We start from the raw sequence: 24,504 nt of genomic DNA, 5'->3' as shown, positions 1-24,504 counted from the left end.
AGCTTGAATCACGATTTGCTCGATCGCGGAATCCTAATTGAGTACGGAGCCTAGATCATGAGCTCATGAGGGACGGGATATCGACGCGAGCGCACACGGCCTGCAGCACAAGACTGCCGGCCGGACATCGAACATCCGATGAAAGATCGAGAATTGGAGCGGGCGATGAGATTCGAACTCACGACCCTCACGTTGGCAACGTGATGCTCTACCCCTGAGCTACGCCCGCGTCCGAAAATAGGGTATCGACGCGCCGCATGACGGCGCGCCGCGCTTTATTGCTCAACCGTCGCCCCTTTGCAAGCGTCTTCCGGCAGGAACTGTTGCTGGCGTCGAATGTGGCGCAGAGTGCCGGGACGAGGGGGAAGGCGCCCCACGCCGGTGCGGGCCGCGAGAGCGGGAGCCTCTGACGGGGCTCGCAAAATTTGCCGACCCCCACCATATTGCCAGCCTGCGGTGCGGCTGCGAAGATTCGGATAGGGACCTTGAGGAGTGACGCGATGGATTTGGGAGGATTGAAGCCCGAGGGGGCTTCGGCCGCACAGGGCCTCATCAAGGACGGGACCTCGGCAGGCTTTGCCAAGGATGTCATCGAGGTGTCCCGGCAGGCGCTCGTTCTGGTGGATTTCTGGGCCGCCTGGTGCGGACCCTGCAAGCAGCTGACGCCGATCCTCGAGAAGGTCGTGGCGAGCTACGGCGGCAAGGTGAGGCTCGTGAAGATCAACACCGACGAGCACCCGGCCATCGCCGGCCAGTTGCGCATCCAGTCGCTGCCGACGGTCTATGCCTTCCGCGACGGGCGCCCACTCGACGGCTTCATGGGGGCCCAGCCCGAAAGCCAGGTGCGCGCCTTCATCGACCGCCTCCTGGGTGAGGATGCGGAAGCCGATCTCGCGGGCGTCCTCGAAGCGGCCGAGGCCGCGCTGGAGGAAGGCGACCTGCAGGGTGCCGCCGAAGCCTTCGCCGCCGTCCTTCAGGAGGACCAGCAGAACCCGCAGGCTCTCGCCGGGCTCGCGCGCTGCTATCTGATCAGCGGGGACGCGGCCCGCGCCGAGCAGACGCTGGCGCTCGTCCCGCCCGACAAGCAGTCGAGCGCGCCGGTGCAAAGCGTGCGGGCGGCCCTTGAGCTCGCCAAGCTCGCCGGGAAGTCCGATAACAGCGCCGAGCTGGAGCAGCGCCTCGCGGCCGATCCGGCCGACCATCAGACGCGGCTCGATCTCGCCGTCGCGCTCGCCGCGCGCGGCAAGAAGGCCGAGGCGCTCGATCACCTTCTGGATCTCGTCCGGCGCGACCGCAACTGGAACGATCAGGCGGCCCGCAAGCAACTCGTCCAGCTCTTCGATGCCTGGGGTCCCAAGGACGACTGCACGCTGGATGGCCGTCGCCGCCTGTCGTCAATTCTGTTCAGCTAGCCGGGATCTCGCGCGACCGCACGGGCCGCGCCGCATCACGCACCAGTCTCGAGAGGGAGACAGACGTGGCCTTTGCCGATCAGTACCGGCGCCCTGCCGATCTTCCGCCGCGCCTTCCGCTGTTCCCGCTCAGGGGCGCGATCCTGCTGCCGCGCTCCACGCTGCCCCTCCACATCTTCGAGCCGCGCTATCTCGAGATGATCGACGATGTCATGGGGGGCGCGCGCATGCTCGGCATTGTGCAGCCGGCAGGAGGCGACGACGACGAAAGCCCGCCGGGCAAGGACGTGCCGTTGCGTCGCATCGGCGGTGCCGGCCGCGTGACGAGCTATCAGGAGCTGGACGACGGCCGTCTCGCCATCGCCGTCACCGGCGTCTCGCGGTTCGAGATCGTGGGCGAGGCCGAGACCGGGCGGCCCTATCGCACGGCCACCGTGAGCTACGACCGCTTCGCCGGCGACCTGACGCGAGGTCTCGGCGAGGACCAGGTGGATCGGGCGCGCCTGGTCAGCGCCTTGCGCGCCTATCTCGAGGACAACAACCTCAAGACCGACTGGTCCGTGATCGACCGTGCGCCGAGCGAGTTCCTCGTCAACGCGCTCTGCGTGATGGCGCCTTACGGGCCGGAGGAAAAACAGGCGCTGCTCGAGGCGGCCGATCTCAAGACGCGCGCCGAGGTCCTGGTGGCGCTCGCCGAGATGGAGAGCGCGACGCGCGGCGGCTCGGGCGGCACGCTGCAGTGAGGAGGCGAGAGATGGCCGAGGAGAGATCCAGCATAACCCCTCCGGAGGAGCCGGATCCCAAATTGCTCGAGCTCCTGGTTTGTCCGGTCACGAAAGGTCCGTTGACGTATGACCGGGCGGCCCGCGAGCTTGTGAGCCCCAAGGCCCATCTGGCGTTCCCGATCCGGAACGGCGTGCCGCTGATGACGGTCGAGGCAGCCCGGTCTCTCGACGAGCCGCCGCCCGCGCCCTCGTCGTAAAATTGTCTCCGAATAATGATTGATTGCGTGACGAGGGGCCGAAACGCGAATTTAGGCTCGAATGCAGGACTGACCGACATCGTTGGTCGGCGTCACCGGACGGACTCCCATGAGCATCGCACGCCAATCCAAGGAGCGCGGCCTCGCAAGGCGGCTCGCCGGGCGATGGCAAGAAAGCCCGGTGTTCAGCGCGGCCCCGCGCGGCCTCCTGACGTTTCGCACGCTAAACGAAAAGGCGCGCACCAGGGGCTTGACCTTCGCTCGTAAGCTCCCGCCGAAAGTCTACGGACGCATCGGAGATCTCGAGGTGCGCCTCGCCCAGGGACGCAAGGACATCCTGCGCGCCCAGCGGCTGCGCTACGAGGTCTTCTACGAGGAGATGAGCGCGACGCCGAGCATGATCGCCGGCATGCGCCGCCTCGATCAGGATCCCTACGATGCCATCTGCGACCATCTGCTCGTCGAGGACCGTAGCGCGGAAGCCCGCGCGCAGGCCGACGCCTGGGCGCGGACCCGACGGCCCCACGTTGTGGGCACCTATCGCTTGCTGCGTCAGGACATTGCCGAGCGTAGCCTCGGCTTCTACACGGCAGGCGAGTACGACATCGCGGCGCTGATCGCAGCCAGGTCGCCGCGCTATCGGTTCATGGAGCTCGGCCGCTCGTGCGTGCTCCGGCCCTACCGGACCAAGCGATCGGTCGAGCTGCTCTGGCACGGGCTCTGGACCTATGTGCGCGAGCACAAGGTCGACGTCATGATCGGCTGCGCGAGCTTCGAGGGCACCGACCCCGAGGCCCACGCCATGGCCCTGAGCTTCCTCCACCATCATGCGCTTGCGCCGCCCGAGTGGCGTTGCCGCGCGCGGGACCACCTCTACGTGCCGATGGATCGCATCCCGCGCCACGCGATCGACACCAAGGCGGCGCTCAAGGCCCTTCCCCCCCTGATCAAGGGCTACCTGCGGCTCGGCGCCTTCGTCGGTGACGGGGCGGTCATCGATCGCCAGTTCGGCACCACCGATGTCCTGATCGTGCTGCCGGTCGAGAACATCGACCCGCGCTATTTCGGCCATTTCGGCACGCCGGACGAGTTGAAAAGCCGCATCTCCGTCGAGGTTTAGGCGGTCCGGTAAACGCGCTTCCCCATCTAAATCCGTCGGCCCGCTCGCCGCGGGGTTTCCAATCCCGCAGCCGACCGGCTATCCGTTGGCCGGGACCAGAGGGAGCCGGCGACGCATGGCGAGGCCAGGACGGCATCGGGACGAAGAAGCAGCACGCCCGGAGGCGGCCAAGGCGGCGCCATCCGCTGGCGCGACACAGCCGTCGCCCTTGGCCGTCGGCGAGGCGACGCCCTCCATGGCCCAGTTCCTCGAGATCAAGACCGCCAACCCGGACAGCATCCTCTGGTACCGGATGGGCGACTTCTACGAGCTCTTCTTCGACGATGCCGTGGTCGCGTCCCAGGCCCTCGGTATCGTGCTCACCAAGCGCGGTAAGCACCAGGGGCAGGACATCCCCATGTGCGGGGTGCCGGTCCACCGCGCCGACGAATACCTGCAGCGCCTCATCCGGCAAGGCTATCGCGTCGCGGTCTGCGAGCAGTTGGAAGACCCCGCCGAGGCGCGCAAGCGCGGCGCGAAGGCCGTCGTCCGCCGCGATGTCGTGCGCCTCGTCACGCCGGGCACGCTGACCGAGGAAACGCTGCTCGATGCCCGGACCCGCAACTATCTGACGGCCCTCTTCCGCGCGCCGGGCGGGGCGCCAAGCGGACCGGACGCCCCCCTCGTCGGCTCGGATGCGACCGTTGCCCTTGCCTCCCTCGACATCTCGACGGGCGAGTGCGAGGTCGGCGAGGCGCTGGGGCGCGATCTCCCCGGCGAGTTCGTGCGGCTTGGCGCGAGCGAGGTCATCGTCGCCGACGCGCTGCTCGCGGACGGCGAATTGAAAGCCTGGATCGGGCGCGCAGGCGCGGCCGCGACGCCGGTTCCGGCCGCGTCCTTCGACAGTCTCGCGGGCGAGCGCGAGCTGAAGGCGCGTCTCGGTGTCGCCGACCTCGGCGCCTTCGGCGCCTTCAGCCGCGCGGAGCTGGCCGCGATCGGCGCCCTGCTCCGCTATGTCGACCTCACCCAGATCGGCAAGAAGCCGGTGGTGCGCGCCCCGCGCCGCCTCGGGCGCGAGGAGACCCTCGTCATCGACGCGGCGAGCCGCGCCAGCCTCGAGCTGGTCCGCGCCACCTCGGGCGAGAAGTCCGGAAGCCTGCTCGACGCCATCGACCGCACGGTAACGGGCGCCGGCGCCCGAGAGCTCGCCGCCCGCCTTGCGACCCCGCTCACCGACGTTCGCGCCATCGAAGGCCGCCTCGATGCGGTGGCGTTTCTGGTCGGCGAGGCGCCGCTGCGCGACGCCATCCGCGAAACGCTGAAAGGCGCACCGGATCTGGCGCGCGCCGTCTCGCGGCTCGCCTTCGGCCGCGGCGGCCCGCGCGACTTGCAGAGCATTGCGCTCGGGCTGGCGGCGGCCGGCGAGGCCGCGCGCCATCTCAGGGGGCGCCAGGGCGGCATCGGCCTGCCCGACGAGATCGCACGTCTCCTGGCCCGCATCGAGGGGCAAGGCGCGGAGTTGCTCAGGATGCTGACGGCCGCCCTCGTCGACGATCCGCCGCATCTGAAGCGCGACGGCGGCTTCGTGCGGAAAGACTACCGGGCGGCCCTCGATGAGGCCGTCGCGCTGCGCGACGACAGCCGCCGCGTGATGGCTGAGCTCGAGGGTCGCTACGTCGAGCTGACCGGCATCCGCACGCTCAAGGTGCGCCACAACAACATCCTCGGCTACTTTATCGAGGTGACGCAGACGAACGCCAGGCCGCTGACCGAGCCGCCGCTCGCCGAAACGTTCCGTCATCGCCAGAGCATGGCCAACGCCATGCGCTTCACGACGGCCGAGCTGGCGGAGATCGAAGGCCGCATCGCCTCCGCCGCCGACCGCGCGCTCGCCATCGAGCAGGAGATCTTTGCCGAGCTCGCGGCCGCCGTCGCCGGCGAGGAGCGCACCCTCTCCGACGTGGCCGCGGCGTTGGCCGAGCTCGACCATACGGCAGCGCTTGCCGACCTCGCCCATCATGAGCGCTACGTGCGCCCCGTGATCGACGCCAGCGATGCCTTCGAGATCCGCGGCGGCCGCCACCCCGTCGTCGAGCAGGCGCTGCAGCGCGCCCGCGCCGGCCCTTTCGTCGCCAACGATTGCGTGCTCGGCCGCGGCGGCGTGGAGCGCCCGCCGGGCTTCGACGAGATGCCGGACGCCCGCATCTGGCTCGTCACCGGCCCCAACATGGCCGGCAAATCGACGTTCCTGCGCCAGAACGCGCTGATCGCCATCCTCGCCCAGATGGGCTCGTTCGTGCCGGCGGCGGAGGCCCGTATCGGCGTCGTCGACCGGCTCTTCAGCCGCGTCGGCGCCGCCGACGATCTCGCGCGCGGCCGTTCGACGTTCATGGTCGAGATGGTCGAGACGGCGGCCATCCTGAACCAGGCCACGGCCCGCTCGCTCGTGATCCTCGACGAGATCGGGCGCGGCACGGCGACGTTCGACGGCCTCTCCATCGCCTGGGCCGCCGTCGAATACCTGCACGAGGAGAGCAAGGTGCGGGTTCTGTTCGCCACGCATTATCACGAGCTGACGGCGCTCGCCGGCCGCCTGGCGTCGGTCGCCAGCGTCACCATGGACGTCAAGGAGTGGCACGACGAGATCGTCTTTCTGCACCGCGTCAAAGCGGGTGCGGCGGACCGGTCCTACGGCATCCAGGTCGCAAAGCTCGCTGGCCTTCCGGAGCCCGTTATCGCGCGCGCCCGCGAGGTGCTCACCCTGCTCGAGAAAGCGGACCGCCGTCGCGGCCAGGGCAACGGACCGCTCGAGGAGCTGCCGCTGTTCGCGGCCGCCCGGCCAGCCGGCTCCCCGGCGCCGCGGGGCCCGGCCCCGGTGGAAACGGCGCTCGACGCCATCAATCCCGACGAGCTGTCGCCCAAGGCGGCCCTCGAGACGCTCTATCGCCTGAAGCGGATTCGCGCGGGCGAGGACGGCCCGTGACGGTTTTTCTTCGAAAGGACGCGAGCCTGGACCATGATCGCCTCGGACGTGATCCGCCCGAAGCCTGACGCAAGGGGTCTCGTCGAGAGGAGTGAGACAGCGCGGGTTCCGTTCGAATAGAAATAACCGCGCTTCAAGAGAGCGAATGATCCAAGATCGTCCAATGGACAAACCAACCTTCCCGCCGGCGTCCTATTTCGATCCTGAGGAGCAGCGCGAGACCCTGACGGCGCTGTTCAAGGCGCACGGCGATGCCGCCGAGGCGCGCCCGGCCATCGTCGAACGCCTGAAGACGCTCGTGAAAGCGGCGCGCGGAACGGCCCGTCTCCAGCTCGAGGCGGACGGCAACGGCCGCCGCTGCGCCACGGGGCTTGCACGATTCCAGGATGAGCTGGTCCGCCTGCTCCACGACTACACGGTTGCGCATGTCTACCGCGCCACCAACCCGTCCGAAGCCGAGCGCATGGCGATCGTCGCGACCGGCGGCTACGGGCGCGAGATGCTGGCTCCCGGCTCCGACATCGACCTGCTGTTCCTGCTTCCCTACAAGCAGACGCCGTGGGGCGAGAGTGTCGCCGAATACATGCTCTATCTGCTGTGGGACCTGGGCTTCAAGGTCGGCCACGCGACGCGCACGGTCGATCAGTGCGTGAAGCTCGCGCGCGAGGACCTGACGATCCGCACGTCGCTGATCGACATGTGGCTGGTGCACGGCGACACGCGGCTCTACGGCGAGCTCGAGCAGCGCTTCCGCGACGAGGTGATCCGCGGCTCAGAGCGTGCCTTCATCGATGCCAAGATGGCCGAGCGCAGCGAGCGCCATCGCCGCGCCGGCGAAAGCCGCTACCGCGTCGAGCCGAACATCAAGGACGGCAAGGGCGGCCTGCGCGACCTTCACACCCTGCACTGGCTCTCGAAGTATCTGCTCGGGCACGAGGTTGGGCCGGAGACCGTCGGCCAGGGCATCTTCACCAAGGAGGAGGCGGCGACCTTCAGGAGGTGCGAGAACTTCCTCTGGACGGTCCGCTGCTTCCTGCACTTCTACACCGGACGGGCCGAGGAGCTGATCTCTTTCGACATCCAGCCCGTGCTGGCCGAGAAGCTCGGCTATCGCGACAAGGACGGCCTGCGCGCCGTCGAGCGCTTCATGAAGCACTACTTCCTGATCGCCAAGGACGTGGGCGATCTGACGACCATCCTCTGCTCCGCGCTCGAGATCCAGCAGTTGAAGAGCTCGCCCCTCCGCGAAGGTTTTTTCAACCCGCTGTCATGGATGACACGCCGGCAGATCCGCGAGAAGACCGACTTCCGCATCGACAACGGCCGCATGAACATCGCCGATCCCGATGTCTTCAAGCGCGATCCGGTCAATCTTATCCGCTTTTTCGCCCAGGCGGAGAACACCGGCACGTTTCTCCACCCGAACGCGATCCGCCAGCTTCGTCATTCGCACCGGCTGATCGACGATAGGCTGCGCAACGATCCCGAAGCCAACCGCATCTTCCTGAAGCTGCTCACCGGACACGTGAACCCCGAGGCGACGCTCCGGCGCATGAACGATGCCGGCGTGCTCGGCCGGTTCATTCCCGAGTTCGGTCATGTCGTCGCGATGATGCAGTTCAATATGTACCACCATTTCACGGTGGACGAGCACCTGATCCGCACGGTCGGCATGCTGACCGACGTCGAGCGCGGCGGGTCGTCGGATGACCTTCCCCTTTCGACCGAGATCATCAAGACCATCCAGAACCGCCGCGTGCTGTTCGTCGCCGCGTTCCTGCACGACACCGGCAAAGGCCACATCGAGGATCATTCGATCGTGGGCGCGGGGATTGCGAGGAGGCTCTGCCCGCGCCTCGGCCTCACGGCTGCCGAGACGGATACGGTTGTCTGGCTTATCGAGCAGCATCTGACGATGAGCAACATCGCCCAGAGCCGCGACCTCGGAGATCCGAAGACCGTGCGCGATTTCGCCGACATCGTGCAGAGCCCGGAGCGGCTGAAGCTCCTGCTGCTGCTGACGGTCGCCGACATCCGCGCCGTGGGCCCGGGCGTGTGGAACGGCTGGAAGGGCCAGCTTCTGCGCACGCTCTATGCCGAGACGGAGCCGCTCCTCTCGGGCGGCCATACCCAGACCCCGCGCGACAAGCTCGTGGCCAACGCCCAGTCCGAGCTGCGCGCCGCACTCTCGGATTGGCCGACAGACGACGTCGAGCGTTTCATCGGCCGCCATTATCCCGACTACTGGCTGCGTACGGATCCGAAACGCCAGATCGAGCACGCCCGATTGCTGCGCCGCGCCGAAGCCGAGGGCCGGTCCTTCGCGGCCGAATGCAAGACCGATGCCTTCACCGCCATCACGGAGCTGACGCTGTTCGCCCCGAACCATCCGCGCCTGCTCGCCAACTTCGCCGGCGCCTGCGCAGCCAACGGCGCCAACATCTCGGGCGCGCACGTGACGACGACGCGCGACGGCTATGCGCTCGACACGTTCGTGCTCGCACGCGGCACCGGCGAGGACGAGGACGAGCTGCGCCGCGCGCGCCGCATCGAGGAGACCATCGCGCGGCTCTTGCGCGGCGAGACCTGGGTGACGGCCCTTCTGTCCAACCGCCGTCCCACCCCGCCGCGCGTGGAGGCATTCACCGTGGAGCCGGAGGTTTACGTCAACAACGCGCTTTCCGACGTGTTCACGGTGATCGAGGTTGCCGGCCGCGACCGCACGGGCCTCCTCTATGAGCTGACCACCGCGCTCTCCGACCTTTCCCTCGATATCGCCTCCGCCCACATCGCGACGTTCGGCGAGAAGGCCCTGGACGTGTTCTACGTCACGGACCTGACCAACAAAAAGATCGAGAACGAGGTGCGCCAGGACGCCATCAGGGAGCGCCTGACGAAGATTTTGGAAGGACCAGAATCAGCAAGCTAGAACGACGACTGCCACCAACGTCATCCCGGTCTTTGCCGGGATGACGGATTCACGGAGGCGCTCGTCGCAGCACAACGGCTAATGCGCCGCTTCCCAGTTTGCCGCCGCCTTCGCGTCCACATGGATCGGCACTGAGAATTCGACGGCCGGCATCGCGGCGCCTTCCATCACGTCCTTGGCCACGGCGATCAGCGTCTCAGCCTCCCGCTCCGACACCTCGAACACCAGTTCGTCATGCACCTGGAGCAGCATGCGTGCCGTGTCGAGCTTCGCATCGCGAAGCGCCGGCCCCATGCGCACCATGGCGCGCCTCAGGATGTCGGCCGCGCTGCCCTGGATCGGTGCGTTGATCGCCGCGCGCTCGAGGTTGCCGCGCACGCCCGGGTTCTTGGTGTTGATCTCGGGGTAATGGATGCGCCGCCCGAAGATCGTCTCCACATAGCCCGTCTCGTGCGCGCGCTTCTTCGTCGCGTCCATGTAGTCGCGGATGCCGGGGAAGCGTTCGAAATAGGTTTTGATGTAGGCGCCCGCCTCCTCGCGCGAGATGCCGAGCTGGTTGGCGAGACCGAACGCCGAGATGCCGTAGATGATGCCGAAGTTGATCGCTTTCGCGCGCCGCCGCACGTCGGGCGGCATGTCGCGCACCGGCACGCCGAACATTTCCGACGCAGTCATGGCATGAATGTCGAGGCCGTCCGCAAAGGCGCGCTTGAGCTGGGGAATGTCGGCGATGTGCGCAAGCACGCGCAATTCGATCTGCGAATAGTCCGCCGAGACAAGCACGTTGCCCTTCTCCGCGATGAACGCGGTACGGATCGCGCGTCCTTCCTTGGTGCGGATCGGGATGTTCTGCAGGTTGGGATCGTAGGACGCAAGCCGCCCCGTCGTCGTCGACGCCAGCGCATAGCTCGTGTGGATGCGTCCCGTCTCGCCGTGGATGAAGGCGGGCAGCGCGTCCGTATAGGTCGAGAGCAGCTTCGAGAGCTGCCGCCATTCGAGCATCTTGTTGATCAGTCCGCGCGCGCTTTCGGGCACGTCCTCGTTGGCGGCGAGGTCGTCGAGCAGCCCCGCGCGCGTCTCCCACTGTCCGCTCTTGGTGCGCTTGCCGCCGGGCAGCCTCAGCCGGTCGAACAGCAGCTCGCCGAGCTGCTTCGGCGAGCCGAGGTTGAACTTGTGTCCGACGAGCCCGTTGATCTCCTCCTCGAGGCGAGTCAGCGACTGCGCGAACGCCGACGACAGCTTCGACAGCACGCTCTTGTCGACCAGGATGCCGGCGTGCTCCATGTCGACGATGACCGGCACCAGCGGACGCTCGAGCGTCTCGTAAGCAGCGGTCAGCCGCTCGGCGGCAAGCCGCGGCTTCAGCGCATGCCAGAGCCGCAGCGTCACGTCCGCGTCCTCGGCGGCGTACTCTGCGGCCTTCTCGATCGGCACTTGCGCGAAGTTCTTCTCGCCCTTCTTGCCGGGCGCCAGCTCCAGCACTTTGTCGAACGGGATGCACGTGTGACCGAGATGGCGCTCCGCGAGCGTATCCATGCCGTGCGCCCACCGCCCGCCGTCCAGCACGTAGGAGATCAGCATGGTGTCGTCGATCGGCGCGAGCGTGATGCCGTAGCGCTTGAGCACGAGCATGTCGAACTTGATGTTGTGCCCGATCTTGAGCAGCGAGGCGTCCTCGAGCAGCGGCTTCATGAGCGCGAGCGTCTCGCGGAACGGCGCCTGCGGCAGCGCGTTGCCGTCGCCGAAATCGAAGCCGCCCTCGGCCGGCCGATGCCCGATCGGCACGTAGCACGCCTTGCCGGGCGCCACCGCCATCGAGAATCCGACGAGATCGCAGGTCATGCAGTCGAGCGCCGTCGTCTCGGTGTCGAACGCGAGCCGGCCCGCTTCGCGGGCAGCCGCGATCCACCACGCCAGCCGGTCGAGGCTGAGCACGGTTTCGTAGGCCGCCCGGTCGAACGGCACCTTGGCAAGTTGCGCCGAGAAGATCGCTGCCCCGGCCGCAGGCGTGCCCGGCCCCTGAGTATCCGCCGGAGCACGCTCTCTTTCCCCTCCCCCTTGTGGGGAGGGGTGAGGGGTGGGGGAACTCCCAACGCCGGCCGCTGCGGGTTCCCCCCCTCCCCTCAAGGGGGGAGGAGAAGGAGGAGTCGCCGCCGCAGCCGGCGCCTCGACGCCGAGCTTTTCCGAGATCCGCTTCGTCAGCGTCGTGAATTCCATCTTGCGCAGGAAGCCGAGGAGCATCTCGGCGTTGGGATCCTGCACGCCGAGGCGGTCGGCGGAGACCTCGACCGGTACGTCGTCCTTGAGCGTGACCAGCTCGCGCGAAATGCGGGCCTGCTCGGCGAATTCGATCAGCTTCTCGCGCCGTTTCGGTTGCTTGATCGAGCCCGCCGCCGCGAGCAGTGACTCGAGGTCGCCATAGTTCGTGATCAGCTCGGCCGCCGTCTTGACGCCGATGCCCGGAACGCCCGGCACGTTGTCGGTGGAATCGCCCGCGAGCGCCTGCACGTCGATCACCTTCTCGGGCGCGACGCCGAACTTCTCGAACACCTCGTCGCGTCCGATCTTCTTGTTCTTCATGCCATCCCACATGAGGACGCCTGGCCGGACGAGCTGCATCAGGTCCTTGTCGGACGAGACGATGGTGACGTCGCCGCCCGCGTCCACCACCTCTCTGGCATAGGTCGCGATCAGGTCGTCGGCCTCGTAGCCGAGCTGCTCGAGGCAGGCGACGTTGAAGGCGCGCACGGCCTCGCGGATCAGAGGAAACTGTGGGACCAGCTCTTCCGGCGCCGGCGGACGGTGTGCCTTGTAGTCCTGGTAGATCGCGTTGCGGAACGTCTTCTCCGACGCATCGAACACGACGGCGATGTGGGTCGGCGCCTCCGACGCCTTGGTCTCGACCAGGAGCTTCCACAGCATGGCGCAGAAGCCGTGCACGGCGCCGACCGGCAGCCCGTCGGACGGGCGCGTGAGCGGGGGCAGGGCGTGGAAGGCGCGGAAGATGTAGCCTGATCCATCGATGAGGTAGACGTGGCTGCCCTTGACGATCGGCACCGGCTCGCCGTCGGGGATGGAGCAGATGGGGGCGGGCCGGGCGGCATTTTGAGAGGAAATCTCGCTCATGGGCGCGCAATATAGGGGGCGCGGGCTGCCAGGTCAGCCCCCTGACACGCGCAATTCAAGCGAAGGAAGGGACAGGCATGTGCGCGTCCCGGCCGCGTCGGTCCCGCCTCGCTATGCGCGTCGGGGCGAGCGTCTGTGTGGCCACGCCCCTCGGAGGCAACATTTGCCCGGAGTGACCGAATGCGCTATCAGGGGCCTCCGGCCGCATTCGGATACATTTATCCGGGCCGCTCTTGGACTGCACCCGTAGCTCAGCTGGATAGAGTGCTGCCCTCCGAAGGCAGAGGTCACAGGTTCGAATCCTGTCGGGTGCGCCATTTGCGAACAAAACTGGGCACTCCTGCCGGAGCAGCGCCGCCCGCCATCACAAGGCGCTCCAGCACGGTCTTGCGGCCGTGAATGCGGATTTCCCGGTCGTCAACCTCCACCCCGTCGATGACGGCGCGCAGCCAGGCGCGGCGGAAGGGCGTATCGCCCGACAGCACGTTCTCGCGCATCGTGCCGACGAAGGCGGCGATCCGTTCTTCCGTGATGCGCGCCTCCGGGCGCATTTCGGCAACCGCGCGGTCGAAGGCGGCCTGCGCAATGTCGCGTTCGGTTTTCACCGCCCCAATACGGTCTTTCAGCGTGCCGTCGCTTAAGTCGGCCACACCGCTTTCAATCGCCTGATAAAGGCGCCCGAGACGCCCTTCGGCCTCGGCGAGCACGCCCCTCAGCGCGGTGAGCCGGTTACCGTAATCCTCATCCCTTTTGGTCTGCCGGTCCATGAGGCCACGCAGCATGTCCGCCACGCGGCCGGGCATCAGCAGCTCGTCCGCAACGCGGTCCATGACGGCATTGTCGAGCCGGTCCATCGGCACGGAACGGCCGGGACACGCGGTCTTGCCCTTCTGCGCGGCCGCCGCGCAGACATAGTAGCGATAGCGCCCCGACTTGCCGGTGCGCAGCGTCATCCCGCCCCCGCAGCTGGCGCAGGTCGCGATGCCGGTCAGCAGGATCGGCCCGGTGACGACGCGCGGCGGCATCACGCGCGGGTTGCGGTCCTTGAGCTGGGTCTGGAGCGCATCGAAGACAGCCGGGTCGATGATCGGATCAACCGCCACGATGATGTGCTCGGACTCCGGCTTGCGCTGCCGCGTCTTGGAATCCATGCGGTTGAAGACGGCCTGCCCCTTGTAGACCGTGTTGGAGATAAGGCCATAGAGCGGGCCGATGCCCCAACGCGCACCGCCGCGCGTGCGATAGCCGCGCTCATTCAGCCAGCACGCGGTCGCCTTGACGCCCATCGGCCCCGTGGTGCCGTCCCCTTCCGTCAGAAGCCGGAACATGAGGCGCACGGTCTCGGCCTCGACCGGGTCGATGGCGAGCTTCTTCTTGGTCTTCGCGCCGCGCTGCTCGGCGGCGACGACCTTGTAGCCAAAGGGCGCGGCCGCCCCGTTCCAGAAACCCTGCCGGGCGTTCTCGTTCATGGAGCGCTGGACGTGCTTGCGGGTTTCTTTCGACTGGTATTCGTCGAACAGCGCGAAGATCTGCCGGATCATCACGCTCATCGGATCATCGCCCAGCTCCTGCGTCATCGACACCAGACGCACGCCGGCCTTGGCGAGGCGGCGCAGGTGCATCTCATGCAAGAAGGCATCGCGCGCGAAGCGGCTGAAGGAATGCACGACCACGACATCGAACGGCGGCGCGCCGTTCGTCGCCAGGTCAAGTAGACGCTGAAACTCCGGCCGGTTGTCGTTGGTCCCCGACAGGCCCGCATCGACAAACTCGGCCACGACGTCCCAGCCCCGCGCCTTGCAGAACGCGATGCCCTGACGGCGCTGGTCGGGGATGGACAGATCGCTTTCCGCCTGACGGCCGGTGGACACGCGCAGATAGAGCGCGGCGCGCCCGGTGGCGGGCTGTTGGGCAGGTGCGGCAGGTTTCATTGTTTGGCCCCCCGGCGGTTCGGAATGTCCTTACGTTCAGCATGGTTTTGCGGCGTCTGCGAGTCCGTCGCGAACAAATCGCGCAGCGCGGACGACAGGAAAGCTTCGATCGCGTCGAGTTCGGCCTCCGTAACCGGCAGGCCCGCAAGATCGTCCGTGACCACAAAGTCGAATGACTTTGCGGGTGCGGGCCGGGCGGTCCTGGGATCGACGGTTTTCATCGCGCCGTGATCGCACCAGCCGCCCGACCTGTAGTGCGCACAAACTGGTCAGAATGGCTGTGCCGGATAGCCCGGCCATAGCCGCCCCCCTTCCCTTGCGGTCTCATTGACCCGCTGTTCTGGCGCGCCGCGCCGCACGCGCAATGGCCTGCCCGCTCCTTCGTCTCTGGCTCCCGTGTTGACCATTCCCCTCAAGCGGTGCGCGTCCGGCTGCCCCGGCCCGCCCTGTCACGCGGCATCAACCGCAACAGGCAAGGAGGACGCCATGACCGTAACGACCCACCCGCTCCGTAATTCGATCCAGCAGGGCGACTGCATCGAGGTGATGCGCCAGATGCCGGCCGGCAGCGTGGATTTCATCCTGACCGACCCGCCCTATCTCGTTCGCTACAAATCCCGCGACGGGCGCAGCATCGCCAATGACGACAACGCCGCCTGGCTGGCACCGGCCGCTCGCGAGATGTACCGCGTGCTCAAGAACGACAGCCTGTGTGTGAGCTTCTACGGCTGGACGCAGACCGACCGCTTCATCAGCGCCTGGCGCGCGGCGGGGTTCCGCATTGTCGGCCACATTGTGTTCCGCAAGGGCTACGCCTCGCGGGCGCGGTTCGTGAGCTACACGCACGAATCCGCCTACGTGCTGGCCAAGGGCCGCCCGGTGCTCCCCGACAACCCGCCGGCCGACGTGATCGACTTCCCCTACAGCGGCAACCGGCTGCACCCGACACAGAAACCCGTAGCGGCGTTGACACCGCTGATCGAGGCATTCTGCCCGGAAGGCGGGCTGGTGCTCGACCCGTTCTGCGGCTCCGGCTCGACGCTCGTTGCAGCTTGCGACGCAAATTGCGACTACCTTGGGATAGAGCTGGACCACACCTATCACGGCATCGCCGCCCGGAGGCTGGCGGCATGACGCGGCCGCCTTTGGCCGAGGGAGCGTTCTGGCCCCGACTAGTCCGAACCTCGGTCGTGCCTCAGTTTGAACTTCGGCTTCGGGGGCAGACTTCAGGCGGAAATTATTGCTCAGCCGGCGCGAGGAGCAGTGAGTGTCTCTACCCCTTGTCGGAAGATGCCGGGGCTCATACCGCCAACGACTGCCGCCTGGACGGTGTATCCAAGCAGCAGAGCAAGAAGCGCCCTCGCCAGCGGCTCCGTTTCCGTTGCCCCATCAACGAGCCCCGCCGCCTTCCATCGCGCGACGCATCCGGCGAGCTGGGCGAGGAACGCCTCGTAGAACGCTTGCATGATCCCCTTGAGCTTCTCATCGCGCTGGCTCTCTGCCCAGCCAAGTAGGGCAAGGCGTTTGAGATCGAAGCCGTCGCGCTTGGTGAACGCCTCGATGGCAGCGGCAATGTTCTCTAGCAGCACGGCCGGTGGCGCAGGATCGTCGCTCTCCAGTATCGGCCGTAGCCGCTCCGCGAGCCCCGTCATGGACGTGATCAGGGCCGCTTGGACCAAGTCGTCCTTGTTCTTGAAGTACGAGTAGACCGCCCCCGCCGACAACCCAGCCTCGGCGATGATGTCGTCCATCCGCGTGGCATGCAGGCCGTTGCGGTCGAAGCACCGCCACCCCGCATTCAGAATCTGCAAGCGGCGCGCAAGCTTCTGTTCTTCTGATAGTTTTGCCATGCCATGGATATAGAACGAGCGCTCGCTCTTGACAACCATCCCGCGTCGCATTTATTTAGAACGAGCGCTCGCTCTAGATATGGAGGCGATTGTGATCCGCGTAGTTCCCATCGAAACAGGCAAGGCTCGGATGAAGACGGCTCAGATGGCGGGGCGGGATGGTCGCAGCGGCGTCGGCCGCAAGATCGATATCTTCCGTGACAATCACTGGGTCGATCCGTTGCCAATCCTGTCGTTCCTGATCGAGCATCCGGAGGGGAAGTTCATCGTCGATACCGGCGACACATGGCGCAACTCGGTGCCCGGCTATCTACCGTGGTGGAATCCATTCTTCACCAAGCAGGTTCAGATCAAGGTGGCGCCGCTCGAGGAGATCGGTACGCGGCTTGCCGCTATGGACATCGATCCCGCGCGGGACGTTGCGGCTGTCATCCTCACCCACTTCCATCATGACCACACCGGCGGGCTCGATCATTTCCCGCACAACCGGATCATCGCACCGCGCGAGAGCTACGAGGCATCGGTCGGTCTCAAGGGCAAGATGATGGGCTGCCTGCCGCAGCGCTGGCCGATCTGGTTTAAGCCCGACCTGATCGTACCCGAGACGCACGCGGACGGACCGTTCCCGCTTATCCATCCCATAACGAAGGATGGCCGCATCTTCATGGTGCCGACGCCCGGCCACAGCGAAGGGCATATGTCCGTCGTCGTCAGAGGCGAGGACGTTACATATTTCCTGGCAGGCGATGCGACCTATTCGGAAGGCAATCTGCGGGCGGAAAAGGCTGACGGCGTGACGAACGATCCTGAGCGTTCGATCGCGACGCTACGCGCCATCAAGGCGTTCGCGGCAAAGGAACCGACCATCATCCTGCCTGCGCACGATCCGGACGGTCCCGCCCGGCTCGCCAAGCGCTTGGTCCTTGCTTGAACGTCCGCCTAGGGCAAAGAGCGGACAGAGCTAGCTCCTGCCTATCATGGGATCGCGGCCCGGCGGCTGACGGCATGGGCGCGCCTTGTCCGACGTTCATCGGTGGTGCGTTTTGCGCGCTGTCCTCGGCGAACCACCCCCTGAAGGCAATAGCGCACTCTCCGGCCCGCGATCGGGCAGGAATCGACATCGACGGTGACGCAGCTTTCTTACGCGAGTGCGAGGGAAGGCTGTCCGGCGAACGGGTTTGTTGTCATAAAGGCGTCGAAGACGCCATTCATCGACCGGGCCGCCCAGTTCAGGATCGGGATTCGGTTTCCTTCCTCTATCCCTTTAATCCTTGGACTCTGATTCCGTGACTCTCGTGTCGCCCCTGGATTTGCAAGGGCTCCGGGCCAGCGCGCCTTGTGGTGACGCGGAAAAGCTGGCTCCAGCAGCCGCACCGCGAGGCCGATGCACAGGCGCGTCCGCTTCCCCGTGACCACATCGACCGCGATATAGCCCGCCTCCTCCAGCTGGCGGAGATAGCGTTGCACCGATCGGCGGCAACGGCCGAGCGCTTTGGCGAGGTATGTGACTGTCACCGCCAGCACCCGCCCCTCCCGGTTCTGCCGGTAGGTCGCCTCCGCGATCTTGCGCACGCAGCGCCGCGCGCCGTCGCAAAGATTCGGATCGTCCTCGATGCGCGCCGCCAGTTCCGGCACGTAACCGTTGGTCGCGCGCCACGCCCTGGGCCGGCGTTCGGCCTTGAAGCGGTGGCAGGTCGCGAGCGCACGCTGGCTGCGCTCGCTCGGCGCGAAGTCGTCGCCGGAACGGCGCTCCCCGACTCGCCCCCGGAGCTTGCGCGCCGATTCGATGAAAGCGGCGGCGGGGTCATTTTGCATAGTCATTGGTTTTCTCCTCTTGGCATGGAGAAAACCCGCAGAAAATAAGGGCGCACGAAGTCGTCGCAGAAATTACTTGCGTCGGTGGTTTTATTTTGGGATATTTGAATTGTTCAGAGACAAATACCTTCGATTTAAATGCACCCGCTTCGGCGGGTTTTCTTTTTGTTACAGCACAATAAACTCCATTGTCCGGTGGAAACACTCTGGCAGCCCGAGTCGGGCTACATGAGATTGTCCGCAATGCGTGCGCTCATATCAAGTCAGTTCTGCATTTTCGGCCCGCTGCGCGCCCGTCTACCTGCGATGGTGCGCAGACCGATCGATTCCCATATCGCAGAAATAAATCAAACTCGGGCGTGGGTCCTGGTATCGGATAGCTATCCGATAGGAGGCTATCCGATCGCTACCAGATAGCGACGAGACGGCTAGCCGATAGCTTTTGGACGGCGAACAGATATCCTTTTGGTATCCAATAGTCGTCTGATATTATTCCCGAGAAGAGTATTTTATTTAACCCGATTGCAAAGTGAGTGTGTATGCCCGTTATTTCATTTGCCAATCCCAAAGGAGGAGCCGGCAAAACAACATCTGCGCTGCTGCTAGCCGGAGAACTTGCCGCCAAGGGAGCCCGCGTCACCATCATCGACGCCGACCCGGAGCGCTGGATCTCGCAGTGGGCTAAGCTGCCCGGAAAGCCGCCGCATATCGAGATCCTGGCGGACGTGACCGAGGATACGATTGTCGATCACATCGAGAGCGCAGCACAGACATCCCAGTTTGTCATCGTCGATCTCGAAGGCACGGCGAGCCTCATGGTGGCCAATGCCATCGGCATGTCCGATCTCGTCCTCATTCCGACCCAGGGCGCGTCGATGGATGCGAAAGGGGCGGCCAAGACCATCAAGCTCATCCGCAATCAGGAACGCATGGGGCGGCGCACGATCCCGCACAGCATCCTGCTGACGCGCACGAGCGCAGCCGTGACGTCGCGAGCGTTGCGGAACGTGCGCGATCAACTCGACAAGGCCGGCATCAACGTGCTCACCACCTCGATCGTCGAACGCGCAGCCTACCGCGATATCTTCGACTTCGGCGGACTGCTCGGAGAGCTTCCGGCAGACAGGGTCAGCAATGTCGACAAGGCATCCGAGAACGCGCGGGCATTTGCCGGAGAAGTGCTCGCCATGCTCAAGCGGCCGGCGACAGCCGCGGAAGCGGCGTAAACATGACACAGGAACGCGCCGATCTCGGCTTCGCCGATGAACTCGATGACTTCAAACCCGATGACTGGTTGCCCCGCGCCGCTCGCGCCAACGACAAGCCGCAAAAGATGGAAACCTCTGAGGCCGCCGCCGCAGCCGGGTTCCGCAGTCGCGAGCCCAAACCTCCCGTTAAACCGAAAGCAAACGAGCGGCAGCAAGTTATGCGCGGCCGCCGCACCGGCCGCAGCGTTCAGTTGAACCTGAAGGTTCGCCAAGAAACCGTTGATGCGTTCTGCGCCCTCGCCGACAGGCAAGGCTGGGGCCTTGGCGAAACACTCGAACATGCCGTGACGCTTCTGGAGAAAGAATACGCGCAGGGCAGGCACGGTTAATGTTTCGCATCATGAAGGTCGAAACATCGGACACCCAGAGTACGCTGGACCCGTCCAACTATCAGCCGCACATCCTCTATCTATCGAAGATCGACGCCGATTATTGGTGGAATGTAACGCGCGGCAACGCGCTCGGCTTCAGCACGTTGCGGGAGGCCACGGCCACGGTTGCGGATTACCGCAAGCGCAGCGACGATCGCTATTCCCGCGTCCAAATTATCAAGGATTAACTGGCTAATGCATCCACTATTTGCGAGGAAACTCCTTTCTTATCTGGTAGGATCTCGGCGAGTTTGTCCGCTTTCACTAATTTCGTTCTCCGTGCGCATGATAGTAAGTTTACGGTTATTTTTATTCACGACTTTTGCCGCCCTTGTGACCACCAGCGCATTAGCCGCTGTGTCCTGGTGGCCATACGCCGTGCCGCCGGCAGGCAGTCACGCCGACGCCACCATTCTCAAACAGAGCGAGGCTCTGCTGAAGCGGATAAACATCCCGGCAGATGCCAACGTCCTGCACAGGGCCGATGCCATCCGCGGCTTCGTCAACCGGCATTCAGTCCACCAGATCGACGAAGAGTTTTATTCATACTGGCACAACGTGCCGACGTTGATGACGATGATGGCTCGCCATGCCGACGCCATCCCTCCTCGAAAGACAGCGCATGACAGGCCGCATATGGAATGCGCTTCTCGCAGCGCTGTAACCTACCACCTGCTGCGCGCGGCCGGCATTGATTCCCGCTTCGTCGTCGTACAGCCCGGTATGAGCACGGTGGAGAGCCACACATTCCTTGAGATTCTAAATCCCGCGGACGGACGCTGGACGATCCAGGACCCCGACGCCAACGTCTTTTGGGTTTTCGCGGATGGCAGGCGCGCCGGCGTTGCCGATTTGCTTGCGCATCCTGTACGGGAAACCTTCACGCCGTGCCGTTCGCAAGACGATTGCGGGTTCGACCACTATACCGACATGTTCGTACCGTACTTCGCCGCCGCGACCCTCATCGATCCCAGGATCGCAGAGGTTCCGGTCCTCTACAACGCCCGGCGCATCGATCCCCGCATTGTGTTTTCCTTCATGGCTCGACCACAGGCCTATTGCCCGTTGTTTGCAGGCGGCTGCCGCTATGCGCCGGCCGAGATAGAATAGCGCGCAGCCAACCAACGCCTCTCGGCCAGGGCCAGGAAAGGCGCCGGGCTAAATGCCCGGTGCTCCCATCGTCATCGCCCGCTGGATGTTTTCGAGCGAGGCGAGGCCATTGCGGCGCTCCGGTGTGCCGGCCTTGGTGCGGGCCAGTGTCTGGCTGGCCCGATGGAACAGGGCGCGCAGTTCCGAAGCGTTGCGCTGTTGCAGCTCGGCGATGGTCAGTAAGCGGTTCATGAGTGTCTCCCGTTGGTTTTGCGGCCGGCTTGATTGCCAGCCTTGTGAATGCCTCCCCGCGTCGGGATGGACGGCGCGCAAGGCGACAAAAACCGAGGGGCATCACCCGGCCTGCAACGCAGTGAAGGTTGGGGATACGGGAATTTGCGCTTGCGCGTGTGGAGGACAGACCGATGCACATTCACATTCCGACTGGCAGAAAAGCCCGGCTGTAAAACGGTCTTCCAACAGGGACTCGTGAAGCAGGTCTGATCTTCGTCGAACAAGACAAGGCAGCGATAGGGAACGGGCGCGACCGCGTTGCGGTCAGGCTGTCAGGCTTCGCCCGGTGCGGTCGTCTCCGCCGTAACGGTTTTCATCCTTCGCGCGAGAACAGCGCGGAGCCGGCGATGCCGGCGCTTTCAATCAGTGAAGTAGGGGCCTGCGGCCCCTGCGGGCGTTGCCCGCGTCTTCCAAAAAGGAGAGGGGCCTGCGGCCCCACGGCGGTCAAGGCTTTGCAATCCGCCTTGCGGACGCCGCCGGGGCGTTCCCCGTCTTTCGTTCGCTTCGCGCTCTGCAAGACGGGTGATCCCCCTTTCCCCGGCGGCGGCCCTGACCGCCGGAACCCCCGCTCATTGGCGCTCGCCTAGCTCGGTCGCATGCGCGACCGACTAAGCAAGGAAGAAAGCCATGAGTGAAGATCGTAAGGACATCTATCAACGTGTCACCGACACCATCGTAAGCGAGCTTGAGAAGGGCATCCGCCCATGGCTCAAACCGTGGAACGCCGAACATGCCGCAGGACGCATCACGCGGCCCTTGCGCGCAAACGGCATCCTGTATCGCGGCATCAATGTTCTGATGCTTTGGGCAGCGGCGACCGAGCGCGGCTATGCCGCCCCGCTGTGGCTGACCTACAAACAGGCGCAGGAGCTTGGTGCGCAGGTAAGGAAAGGTGAGAAGGGCAATCTTGTCGTCTATGCCAACACCATCACCCGCACCGAGCAGGACGAGGCGACCTGCGAGGACGTGGACCGGGAAATTCCTTTTATGAAGGGATACACCGTGTTCAACGCCGAGCAGGTGGACGGGCTGCCGGCGCACTTCTACGCCGCACAGGCCCCGGCGCTCGATCCCGTCCAGCGCGTCGAGACGGCGGAGGCTTTCTTTGCCGCAACCGGTGCGACCATCGTGGAGGGCGGCAACCGGGCTTTCTACCGCATGGCCGACGACCATGTGCAGATGCCGCCGCTTGTTTCGTTCAGAGAGCCGGAGGCGTTTTACGCAACCCTGGCGCACGAGCTTTGCCACTGGACGAAACACCCGAAGCGACTGGACCGGGATTTCGGCCGCAAGCGGTTCGGCGATGAAGGTTATGCGATGGAAGAGCTTGTTGCCGAGCTGGGCGCGGCGTTCGTCTGCGCCGACCTCGCATTGACTCCGCAGCCCCGCGAGGAACACGCAGCCTATATCGGTTCGTGGCTCAAGGCGTTGAAGGACAACAAGCGGGCGATCTTCGCCGCCGCCGCCCATGCGCAGCGCGCCGCCGATTTCCTCGCCGGATTGCAGCCGAAGGCGGACGTGTTGCCCGGAGCTTTAGCGCAGGAAGAGGGAAGGGAGGCCGCATAGCGGCATGAGCGAACGCGCCGCCCGTATGGGATGACGGGCGGCGCTTGCCAGAGGACTAGCAGGAGCAATCCTGCGCGCCGGTCAGGCCGGCGGCAAGCGAAAAAAAAACGGCCGCCCGGCCACGTCCGGGCGGCGGGCGCTCCGCGCGGGCAGGCAGGAAACGGGCTTATTTTCATAATGCCGTCAGCCTCCCGGCTGTCACATTTACGGTTGACGTAAATCATCATTTTCGGCTATTCTGAGACATGATCCTGAGCTATCGCGACAAACGAACCCAAGCCTTTGCTGATGGCACGCTTGTCCGGGAGTTTCAGAGCTTCGACAGGCAGGCGTGGAAGCGCCTCGAAATTCTCGATGCCGCGTCGAGCCTGGACGACTTGCGGGCCTTGCCGAGCAATCGCCTTGAGGCGCTGCGTGGCGATCGGCGCGGCCAGCTCAGCATCCGTATCAACAGCCAATGGCGGATTTGCTTCGAGTGGCCGAAAGGCGCGGCCGGGCCGTCGAATGTTGAGATTGTGGATTATCATTAGGAGACAGGAGAAAGTTATGGCACGGCCACCCATCCATCCCGGCGAAATCCTCGCCGACGAACTGCTGGAGATCGGCGTGACACCGACTGAGTTGTCGCGCCAGATCAACGTGCCCACCAACCGGGTTACGCAGATCATTCATGGCCGGCGTGGTATTACAGGCGACACCGCCCTGCGGCTCGGCCATTGGTTCGGCACCTCGGCGCAGTTTTGGCTCAACCTCCAGAGCGCCTATGATATCCGCCTTGCCGAGCAGAAAGCCGGCAAGGAGATCGCCAAGCTGCCGGTGCGGGGCAACGCAGTCGGCGCCCCGCAGAACCCATAAGCGCCGGGCGAAGGAGGTGCAATGAGCCGCAAGCGCAAGTTTATTCCGGTCGAGGAAGCCTTCGACGAATGGCGGAAGGACCCCAAATATGTCGCCGCCTATGACGCCCTTGAGGAAGAGTTCGCGCTTGCGTCCGCGCTGATTCGCGCGCGCGGCGAAGCCGATATGACCCAGGAGGAAGTGGCGCAGGCGATGGGGACGACGCAGGCGGTAGTGGCGCGTCTGGAGAGCGGGCGCGTCATGCCTTCGACCCGCACGCTGCAACGCTTCGCCAAGGCCACCAAGTCGCGGCTGCGGATCAGTTTCGAGCCGGACACATCCGGCTCCTCTCCGGCGGGTCGGTAGTCCCGATGGCTGAGCCGAAAGATGATGACCTTGAGCTCGTATACGGCGGCGGCAATGTCTTTCGGGACTTTGGCCGCGCCGATGCCGATTTGCGGCAGGCCATGGCGTTGATGTCCGACGATACCAGCCCCACCGTCATCACCTTGTCGCCGGACGACCAGAAGCGCCTTGTCGAGCAATTTCTGTCGTCGCCGGAACCGACCGACGGCCTCAAACGTGCTGCCAAGGCGCACGCCGCATTGATACGTCGGCCACAATCATCGGAAACCGGGAAGTGATAGCGTAACCGCTCATTGGCGCACGACAACGACCGCATCGAGCAGCGGCCGAGGCGAGATTCATCTTCGGCGCCATTAGTGCCTGCCTGCGCTTTCTCAAGAACGTCGATACCGTGCGGTTCGGCAAATAGGCCTCGCGTCGTACATAGCCAGCCCGAACGTCCTTCCGTTCATTGTGCCCTCGGAAATTCCGCTGTCCTGCCGGACGGCGCTTTGCCGTCAATGGTCTGCCCGCACCACCCCGCCGAAGGGGCGGGCCGTGTTGGCCATGACGGCCGCAGCCCTGCCGCCCGGCCTTTCGTCCGCGTCCT

Annotated in this window: 23 protein-coding genes and 2 tRNA genes; 18 read left to right on the top strand and 7 right to left on the bottom strand. The window is 65.3% G+C overall.

Features of this window, described 5'->3' with window-relative positions; all coding sequences use genetic code 11:
- Positions 1 to 154: 154 nt before the first annotated feature.
- Positions 155 to 229: transfer RNA gene (locus tag V7082_RS07535), tRNA-Gly, on the bottom strand.
- A gap of 271 nt (positions 230 to 500) precedes the next feature.
- Here V7082_RS07535 and trxA point away from each other — a divergent pair.
- From trxA to V7082_RS07505, 6 genes are all read left to right on the top strand, one after another.
- A complete protein-coding gene (gene trxA / locus V7082_RS07530; RefSeq protein WP_334147294.1) occupies positions 501 to 1,412 on the top strand; it encodes a thioredoxin in 912 nt (303 codons plus the stop codon).
- Positions 1,413 to 1,477: 65 nt separating this feature from the next.
- Entirely contained in the window at positions 1,478 to 2,155 is a 678-nt protein-coding gene (locus V7082_RS07525) for an LON peptidase substrate-binding domain-containing protein (protein ID WP_334147292.1), read from the top strand.
- 11 nt (positions 2,156 to 2,166) lie between these two features.
- The gene (locus V7082_RS07520) at positions 2,167 to 2,394 is read left to right on the top strand and encodes a Trm112 family protein (protein ID WP_334147291.1); all 228 of its coding nucleotides are present in this window, start codon (positions 2,167 to 2,169) and stop codon (positions 2,392 to 2,394) included.
- Positions 2,395 to 2,503: 109 nt separating this feature from the next.
- Positions 2,504 to 3,514 carry a GNAT family N-acetyltransferase gene (locus V7082_RS07515; protein ID WP_334147290.1) on the top strand — a complete coding sequence of 337 codons (1,011 nt, stop codon included), beginning with the start codon at positions 2,504 to 2,506 and terminating at the stop codon, positions 3,512 to 3,514.
- 115 nt (positions 3,515 to 3,629) lie between these two features.
- Positions 3,630 to 6,476 carry a DNA mismatch repair protein MutS gene (mutS, locus tag V7082_RS07510; RefSeq protein ID WP_334147288.1) on the top strand — a complete coding sequence of 949 codons (2,847 nt, stop codon included), beginning with the start codon at positions 3,630 to 3,632 and terminating at the stop codon, positions 6,474 to 6,476.
- 163 nt (positions 6,477 to 6,639) lie between these two features.
- On the top strand, positions 6,640 to 9,405 hold the full coding sequence (locus V7082_RS07505; protein WP_334147286.1) for a [protein-PII] uridylyltransferase: 2,766 nt from the start codon (positions 6,640 to 6,642) through the stop codon (positions 9,403 to 9,405).
- A gap of 78 nt (positions 9,406 to 9,483) precedes the next feature.
- Here the strand turns inward: V7082_RS07505 and polA are convergent, their stop codons facing one another.
- Positions 9,484 to 12,531: a DNA polymerase I gene (polA, locus tag V7082_RS07500; protein WP_334147284.1), complete on the bottom strand. Its 3,048-nt coding sequence runs from the start codon at positions 12,529 to 12,531 to the stop codon at positions 9,484 to 9,486.
- A gap of 240 nt (positions 12,532 to 12,771) precedes the next feature.
- Between polA and V7082_RS07495 the strand changes: the two genes are divergently transcribed.
- Positions 12,772 to 12,848: transfer RNA gene (locus V7082_RS07495), tRNA-Arg, on the top strand.
- Here the strand turns inward: V7082_RS07495 and V7082_RS07490 are convergent.
- Complete coding sequence (locus V7082_RS07490) at positions 12,819 to 14,462, bottom strand: recombinase family protein (RefSeq protein WP_334147282.1); 1,644 nt, start codon at positions 14,460 to 14,462, stop codon at positions 12,819 to 12,821. The two genes, V7082_RS07495 and V7082_RS07490, sit on opposite strands and share 30 nt — an antisense overlap.
- Positions 14,459 to 14,683, bottom strand: coding sequence for a hypothetical protein (locus V7082_RS07485; protein WP_334147280.1), 225 nt, complete (start codon positions 14,681 to 14,683; stop codon positions 14,459 to 14,461). Before V7082_RS07485 ends, V7082_RS07490 begins: the two co-directional genes overlap by 4 nt.
- A 265-nt stretch (positions 14,684 to 14,948) precedes the next feature.
- Between V7082_RS07485 and V7082_RS07480 the strand changes: the two genes are divergently transcribed.
- Entirely contained in the window at positions 14,949 to 15,596 is a 648-nt protein-coding gene (locus V7082_RS07480) for a DNA methyltransferase (RefSeq protein ID WP_334147278.1), read from the top strand.
- Between the two features lie 110 nt (positions 15,597 to 15,706).
- Here the strand turns inward: V7082_RS07480 and V7082_RS07475 are convergent, their stop codons facing one another.
- Positions 15,707 to 16,351 carry a TetR/AcrR family transcriptional regulator gene (locus V7082_RS07475; RefSeq protein WP_334147277.1) on the bottom strand — a complete coding sequence of 215 codons (645 nt, stop codon included), beginning with the start codon at positions 16,349 to 16,351 and terminating at the stop codon, positions 15,707 to 15,709.
- A 52-nt stretch (positions 16,352 to 16,403) separates the two neighbouring features.
- Here V7082_RS07475 and V7082_RS07470 point away from each other — a divergent pair, with 52 nt between their 5' ends.
- Complete coding sequence (locus V7082_RS07470) at positions 16,404 to 17,243, top strand: N-acyl homoserine lactonase family protein (RefSeq protein WP_334147276.1); 840 nt, start codon at positions 16,404 to 16,406, stop codon at positions 17,241 to 17,243.
- 209 nt (positions 17,244 to 17,452) lie between these two features.
- Here V7082_RS07470 and V7082_RS07465 read toward each other — a convergent pair whose 3' ends face one another.
- On the bottom strand, positions 17,453 to 18,133 hold the full coding sequence (locus tag V7082_RS07465; protein WP_334147275.1) for a helix-turn-helix domain-containing protein: 681 nt from the start codon (positions 18,131 to 18,133) through the stop codon (positions 17,453 to 17,455).
- A 533-nt stretch (positions 18,134 to 18,666) separates the two neighbouring features.
- Between V7082_RS07465 and V7082_RS07460 the strand changes: the two genes are divergently transcribed.
- The 4 genes from V7082_RS07460 (at position 18,667) to V7082_RS07445 (ending at position 20,876) form a co-directional block, all read left to right on the top strand.
- The gene (locus V7082_RS07460) at positions 18,667 to 19,353 is read left to right on the top strand and encodes a ParA family protein (RefSeq protein WP_334147274.1); all 687 of its coding nucleotides are present in this window, start codon (positions 18,667 to 18,669) and stop codon (positions 19,351 to 19,353) included.
- 2 nt (positions 19,354 to 19,355) lie between these two features.
- Entirely contained in the window at positions 19,356 to 19,724 is a 369-nt protein-coding gene (locus V7082_RS07455; RefSeq protein ID WP_334147272.1) for a stability/partitioning determinant, read from the top strand.
- Positions 19,724 to 19,954 (top strand): hypothetical protein, encoded by a 231-nt coding sequence (locus V7082_RS07450; RefSeq protein ID WP_334147270.1) that lies wholly within the window; start codon positions 19,724 to 19,726, stop codon positions 19,952 to 19,954. Before V7082_RS07455 ends, V7082_RS07450 begins: the two co-directional genes overlap by 1 nt.
- 145 nt (positions 19,955 to 20,099) lie before the next feature.
- Positions 20,100 to 20,876, top strand: a complete 777-nt coding sequence (locus tag V7082_RS07445) for a hypothetical protein (RefSeq protein WP_334147268.1) — start codon at positions 20,100 to 20,102, stop codon at positions 20,874 to 20,876.
- Between the two features lie 48 nt (positions 20,877 to 20,924).
- On the opposite strand, the gene V7082_RS07440 is transcribed toward V7082_RS07445, so the two are convergent.
- The gene (locus tag V7082_RS07440) at positions 20,925 to 21,107 is read right to left on the bottom strand and encodes a hypothetical protein (RefSeq protein ID WP_334147266.1); all 183 of its coding nucleotides are present in this window, start codon (positions 21,105 to 21,107) and stop codon (positions 20,925 to 20,927) included.
- 669 nt (positions 21,108 to 21,776) lie between these two features.
- Between V7082_RS07440 and V7082_RS07435 the strand changes: the two genes are divergently transcribed.
- The 5 genes from V7082_RS07435 to V7082_RS07415 all read left to right on the top strand — a co-directional run bounded on the left by V7082_RS07435 (position 21,777) and on the right by V7082_RS07415 (position 24,193).
- On the top strand, positions 21,777 to 22,715 hold the full coding sequence (locus V7082_RS07435; protein ID WP_334147264.1) for an ArdC family protein: 939 nt from the start codon (positions 21,777 to 21,779) through the stop codon (positions 22,713 to 22,715).
- Between the two features lie 245 nt (positions 22,716 to 22,960).
- Positions 22,961 to 23,245: a type II toxin-antitoxin system RelE/ParE family toxin gene (locus V7082_RS07430; protein WP_334147262.1), complete on the top strand. Its 285-nt coding sequence runs from the start codon at positions 22,961 to 22,963 to the stop codon at positions 23,243 to 23,245.
- Positions 23,246 to 23,261: 16 nt separating this feature from the next.
- Positions 23,262 to 23,570, top strand: a complete 309-nt coding sequence (locus V7082_RS07425; RefSeq protein ID WP_334147259.1) for a HigA family addiction module antitoxin — start codon at positions 23,262 to 23,264, stop codon at positions 23,568 to 23,570.
- A gap of 21 nt (positions 23,571 to 23,591) precedes the next feature.
- Positions 23,592 to 23,915, top strand: coding sequence for a helix-turn-helix domain-containing protein (locus tag V7082_RS07420; RefSeq protein ID WP_334147257.1), 324 nt, complete (start codon positions 23,592 to 23,594; stop codon positions 23,913 to 23,915).
- A gap of 5 nt (positions 23,916 to 23,920) precedes the next feature.
- Positions 23,921 to 24,193, top strand: a complete 273-nt coding sequence (locus V7082_RS07415) for a type II toxin -antitoxin system TacA 1-like antitoxin (RefSeq protein ID WP_334147255.1) — start codon at positions 23,921 to 23,923, stop codon at positions 24,191 to 24,193.
- Positions 24,194 to 24,504 lie beyond the last annotated feature (311 nt).

Origin of the sequence: Hyphomicrobium sp., from assembly GCF_036833075.1 — a bacterium.
Classification (GTDB): Bacteria; Pseudomonadota; Alphaproteobacteria; order Rhizobiales; family Hyphomicrobiaceae; genus Hyphomicrobium_C.
Note: the sequence above shows the minus strand (reverse complement) of the source record. Positions and strands in the feature narration are given on the sequence as shown.

Bases quoted from the DNA above. Each gene is read 5' to 3' on its own strand.
- trxA (WP_334147294.1), top strand. From the start codon at position 501: ATGGATTTGGGAGGATTGAAGCCCGAGGGGGCTTCGGCCGCACAGGGC.
- V7082_RS07520 (WP_334147291.1), top strand. From the start codon at position 2,167: ATGGCCGAGGAGAGATCCAGCATAACCCCTCCGGAGGAGCCGGATCCC.
- V7082_RS07515 (WP_334147290.1), top strand. From the start codon at position 2,504: ATGAGCATCGCACGCCAATCCAAGGAGCGCGGCCTCGCAAGGCGGCTC.
- mutS (WP_334147288.1), top strand. From the start codon at position 3,630: ATGGCGAGGCCAGGACGGCATCGGGACGAAGAAGCAGCACGCCCGGAG.
- V7082_RS07505 (WP_334147286.1), top strand. From the start codon at position 6,640: ATGGACAAACCAACCTTCCCGCCGGCGTCCTATTTCGATCCTGAGGAG.
- polA (WP_334147284.1), bottom strand. From the start codon at position 12,531: ATGAGCGAGATTTCCTCTCAAAATGCCGCCCGGCCCGCCCCCATCTGC.
- V7082_RS07490 (WP_334147282.1), bottom strand. From the start codon at position 14,462: ATGAAACCTGCCGCACCTGCCCAACAGCCCGCCACCGGGCGCGCCGCG.
- V7082_RS07485 (WP_334147280.1), bottom strand. From the start codon at position 14,683: ATGAAAACCGTCGATCCCAGGACCGCCCGGCCCGCACCCGCAAAGTCA.
- V7082_RS07480 (WP_334147278.1), top strand. From the start codon at position 14,949: ATGACCGTAACGACCCACCCGCTCCGTAATTCGATCCAGCAGGGCGAC.
- V7082_RS07475 (WP_334147277.1), bottom strand. From the start codon at position 16,351: ATGGTTGTCAAGAGCGAGCGCTCGTTCTATATCCATGGCATGGCAAAA.
- V7082_RS07465 (WP_334147275.1), bottom strand. From the start codon at position 18,133: ATGACTATGCAAAATGACCCCGCCGCCGCTTTCATCGAATCGGCGCGC.
- V7082_RS07460 (WP_334147274.1), top strand. From the start codon at position 18,667: ATGCCCGTTATTTCATTTGCCAATCCCAAAGGAGGAGCCGGCAAAACA.
- V7082_RS07455 (WP_334147272.1), top strand. From the start codon at position 19,356: ATGACACAGGAACGCGCCGATCTCGGCTTCGCCGATGAACTCGATGAC.
- V7082_RS07450 (WP_334147270.1), top strand. From the start codon at position 19,724: ATGTTTCGCATCATGAAGGTCGAAACATCGGACACCCAGAGTACGCTG.
- V7082_RS07440 (WP_334147266.1), bottom strand. From the start codon at position 21,107: ATGAACCGCTTACTGACCATCGCCGAGCTGCAACAGCGCAACGCTTCG.
- V7082_RS07435 (WP_334147264.1), top strand. From the start codon at position 21,777: ATGAGTGAAGATCGTAAGGACATCTATCAACGTGTCACCGACACCATC.
- V7082_RS07430 (WP_334147262.1), top strand. From the start codon at position 22,961: ATGATCCTGAGCTATCGCGACAAACGAACCCAAGCCTTTGCTGATGGC.
- V7082_RS07425 (WP_334147259.1), top strand. From the start codon at position 23,262: ATGGCACGGCCACCCATCCATCCCGGCGAAATCCTCGCCGACGAACTG.
- V7082_RS07420 (WP_334147257.1), top strand. From the start codon at position 23,592: ATGAGCCGCAAGCGCAAGTTTATTCCGGTCGAGGAAGCCTTCGACGAA.
- V7082_RS07415 (WP_334147255.1), top strand. From the start codon at position 23,921: ATGGCTGAGCCGAAAGATGATGACCTTGAGCTCGTATACGGCGGCGGC.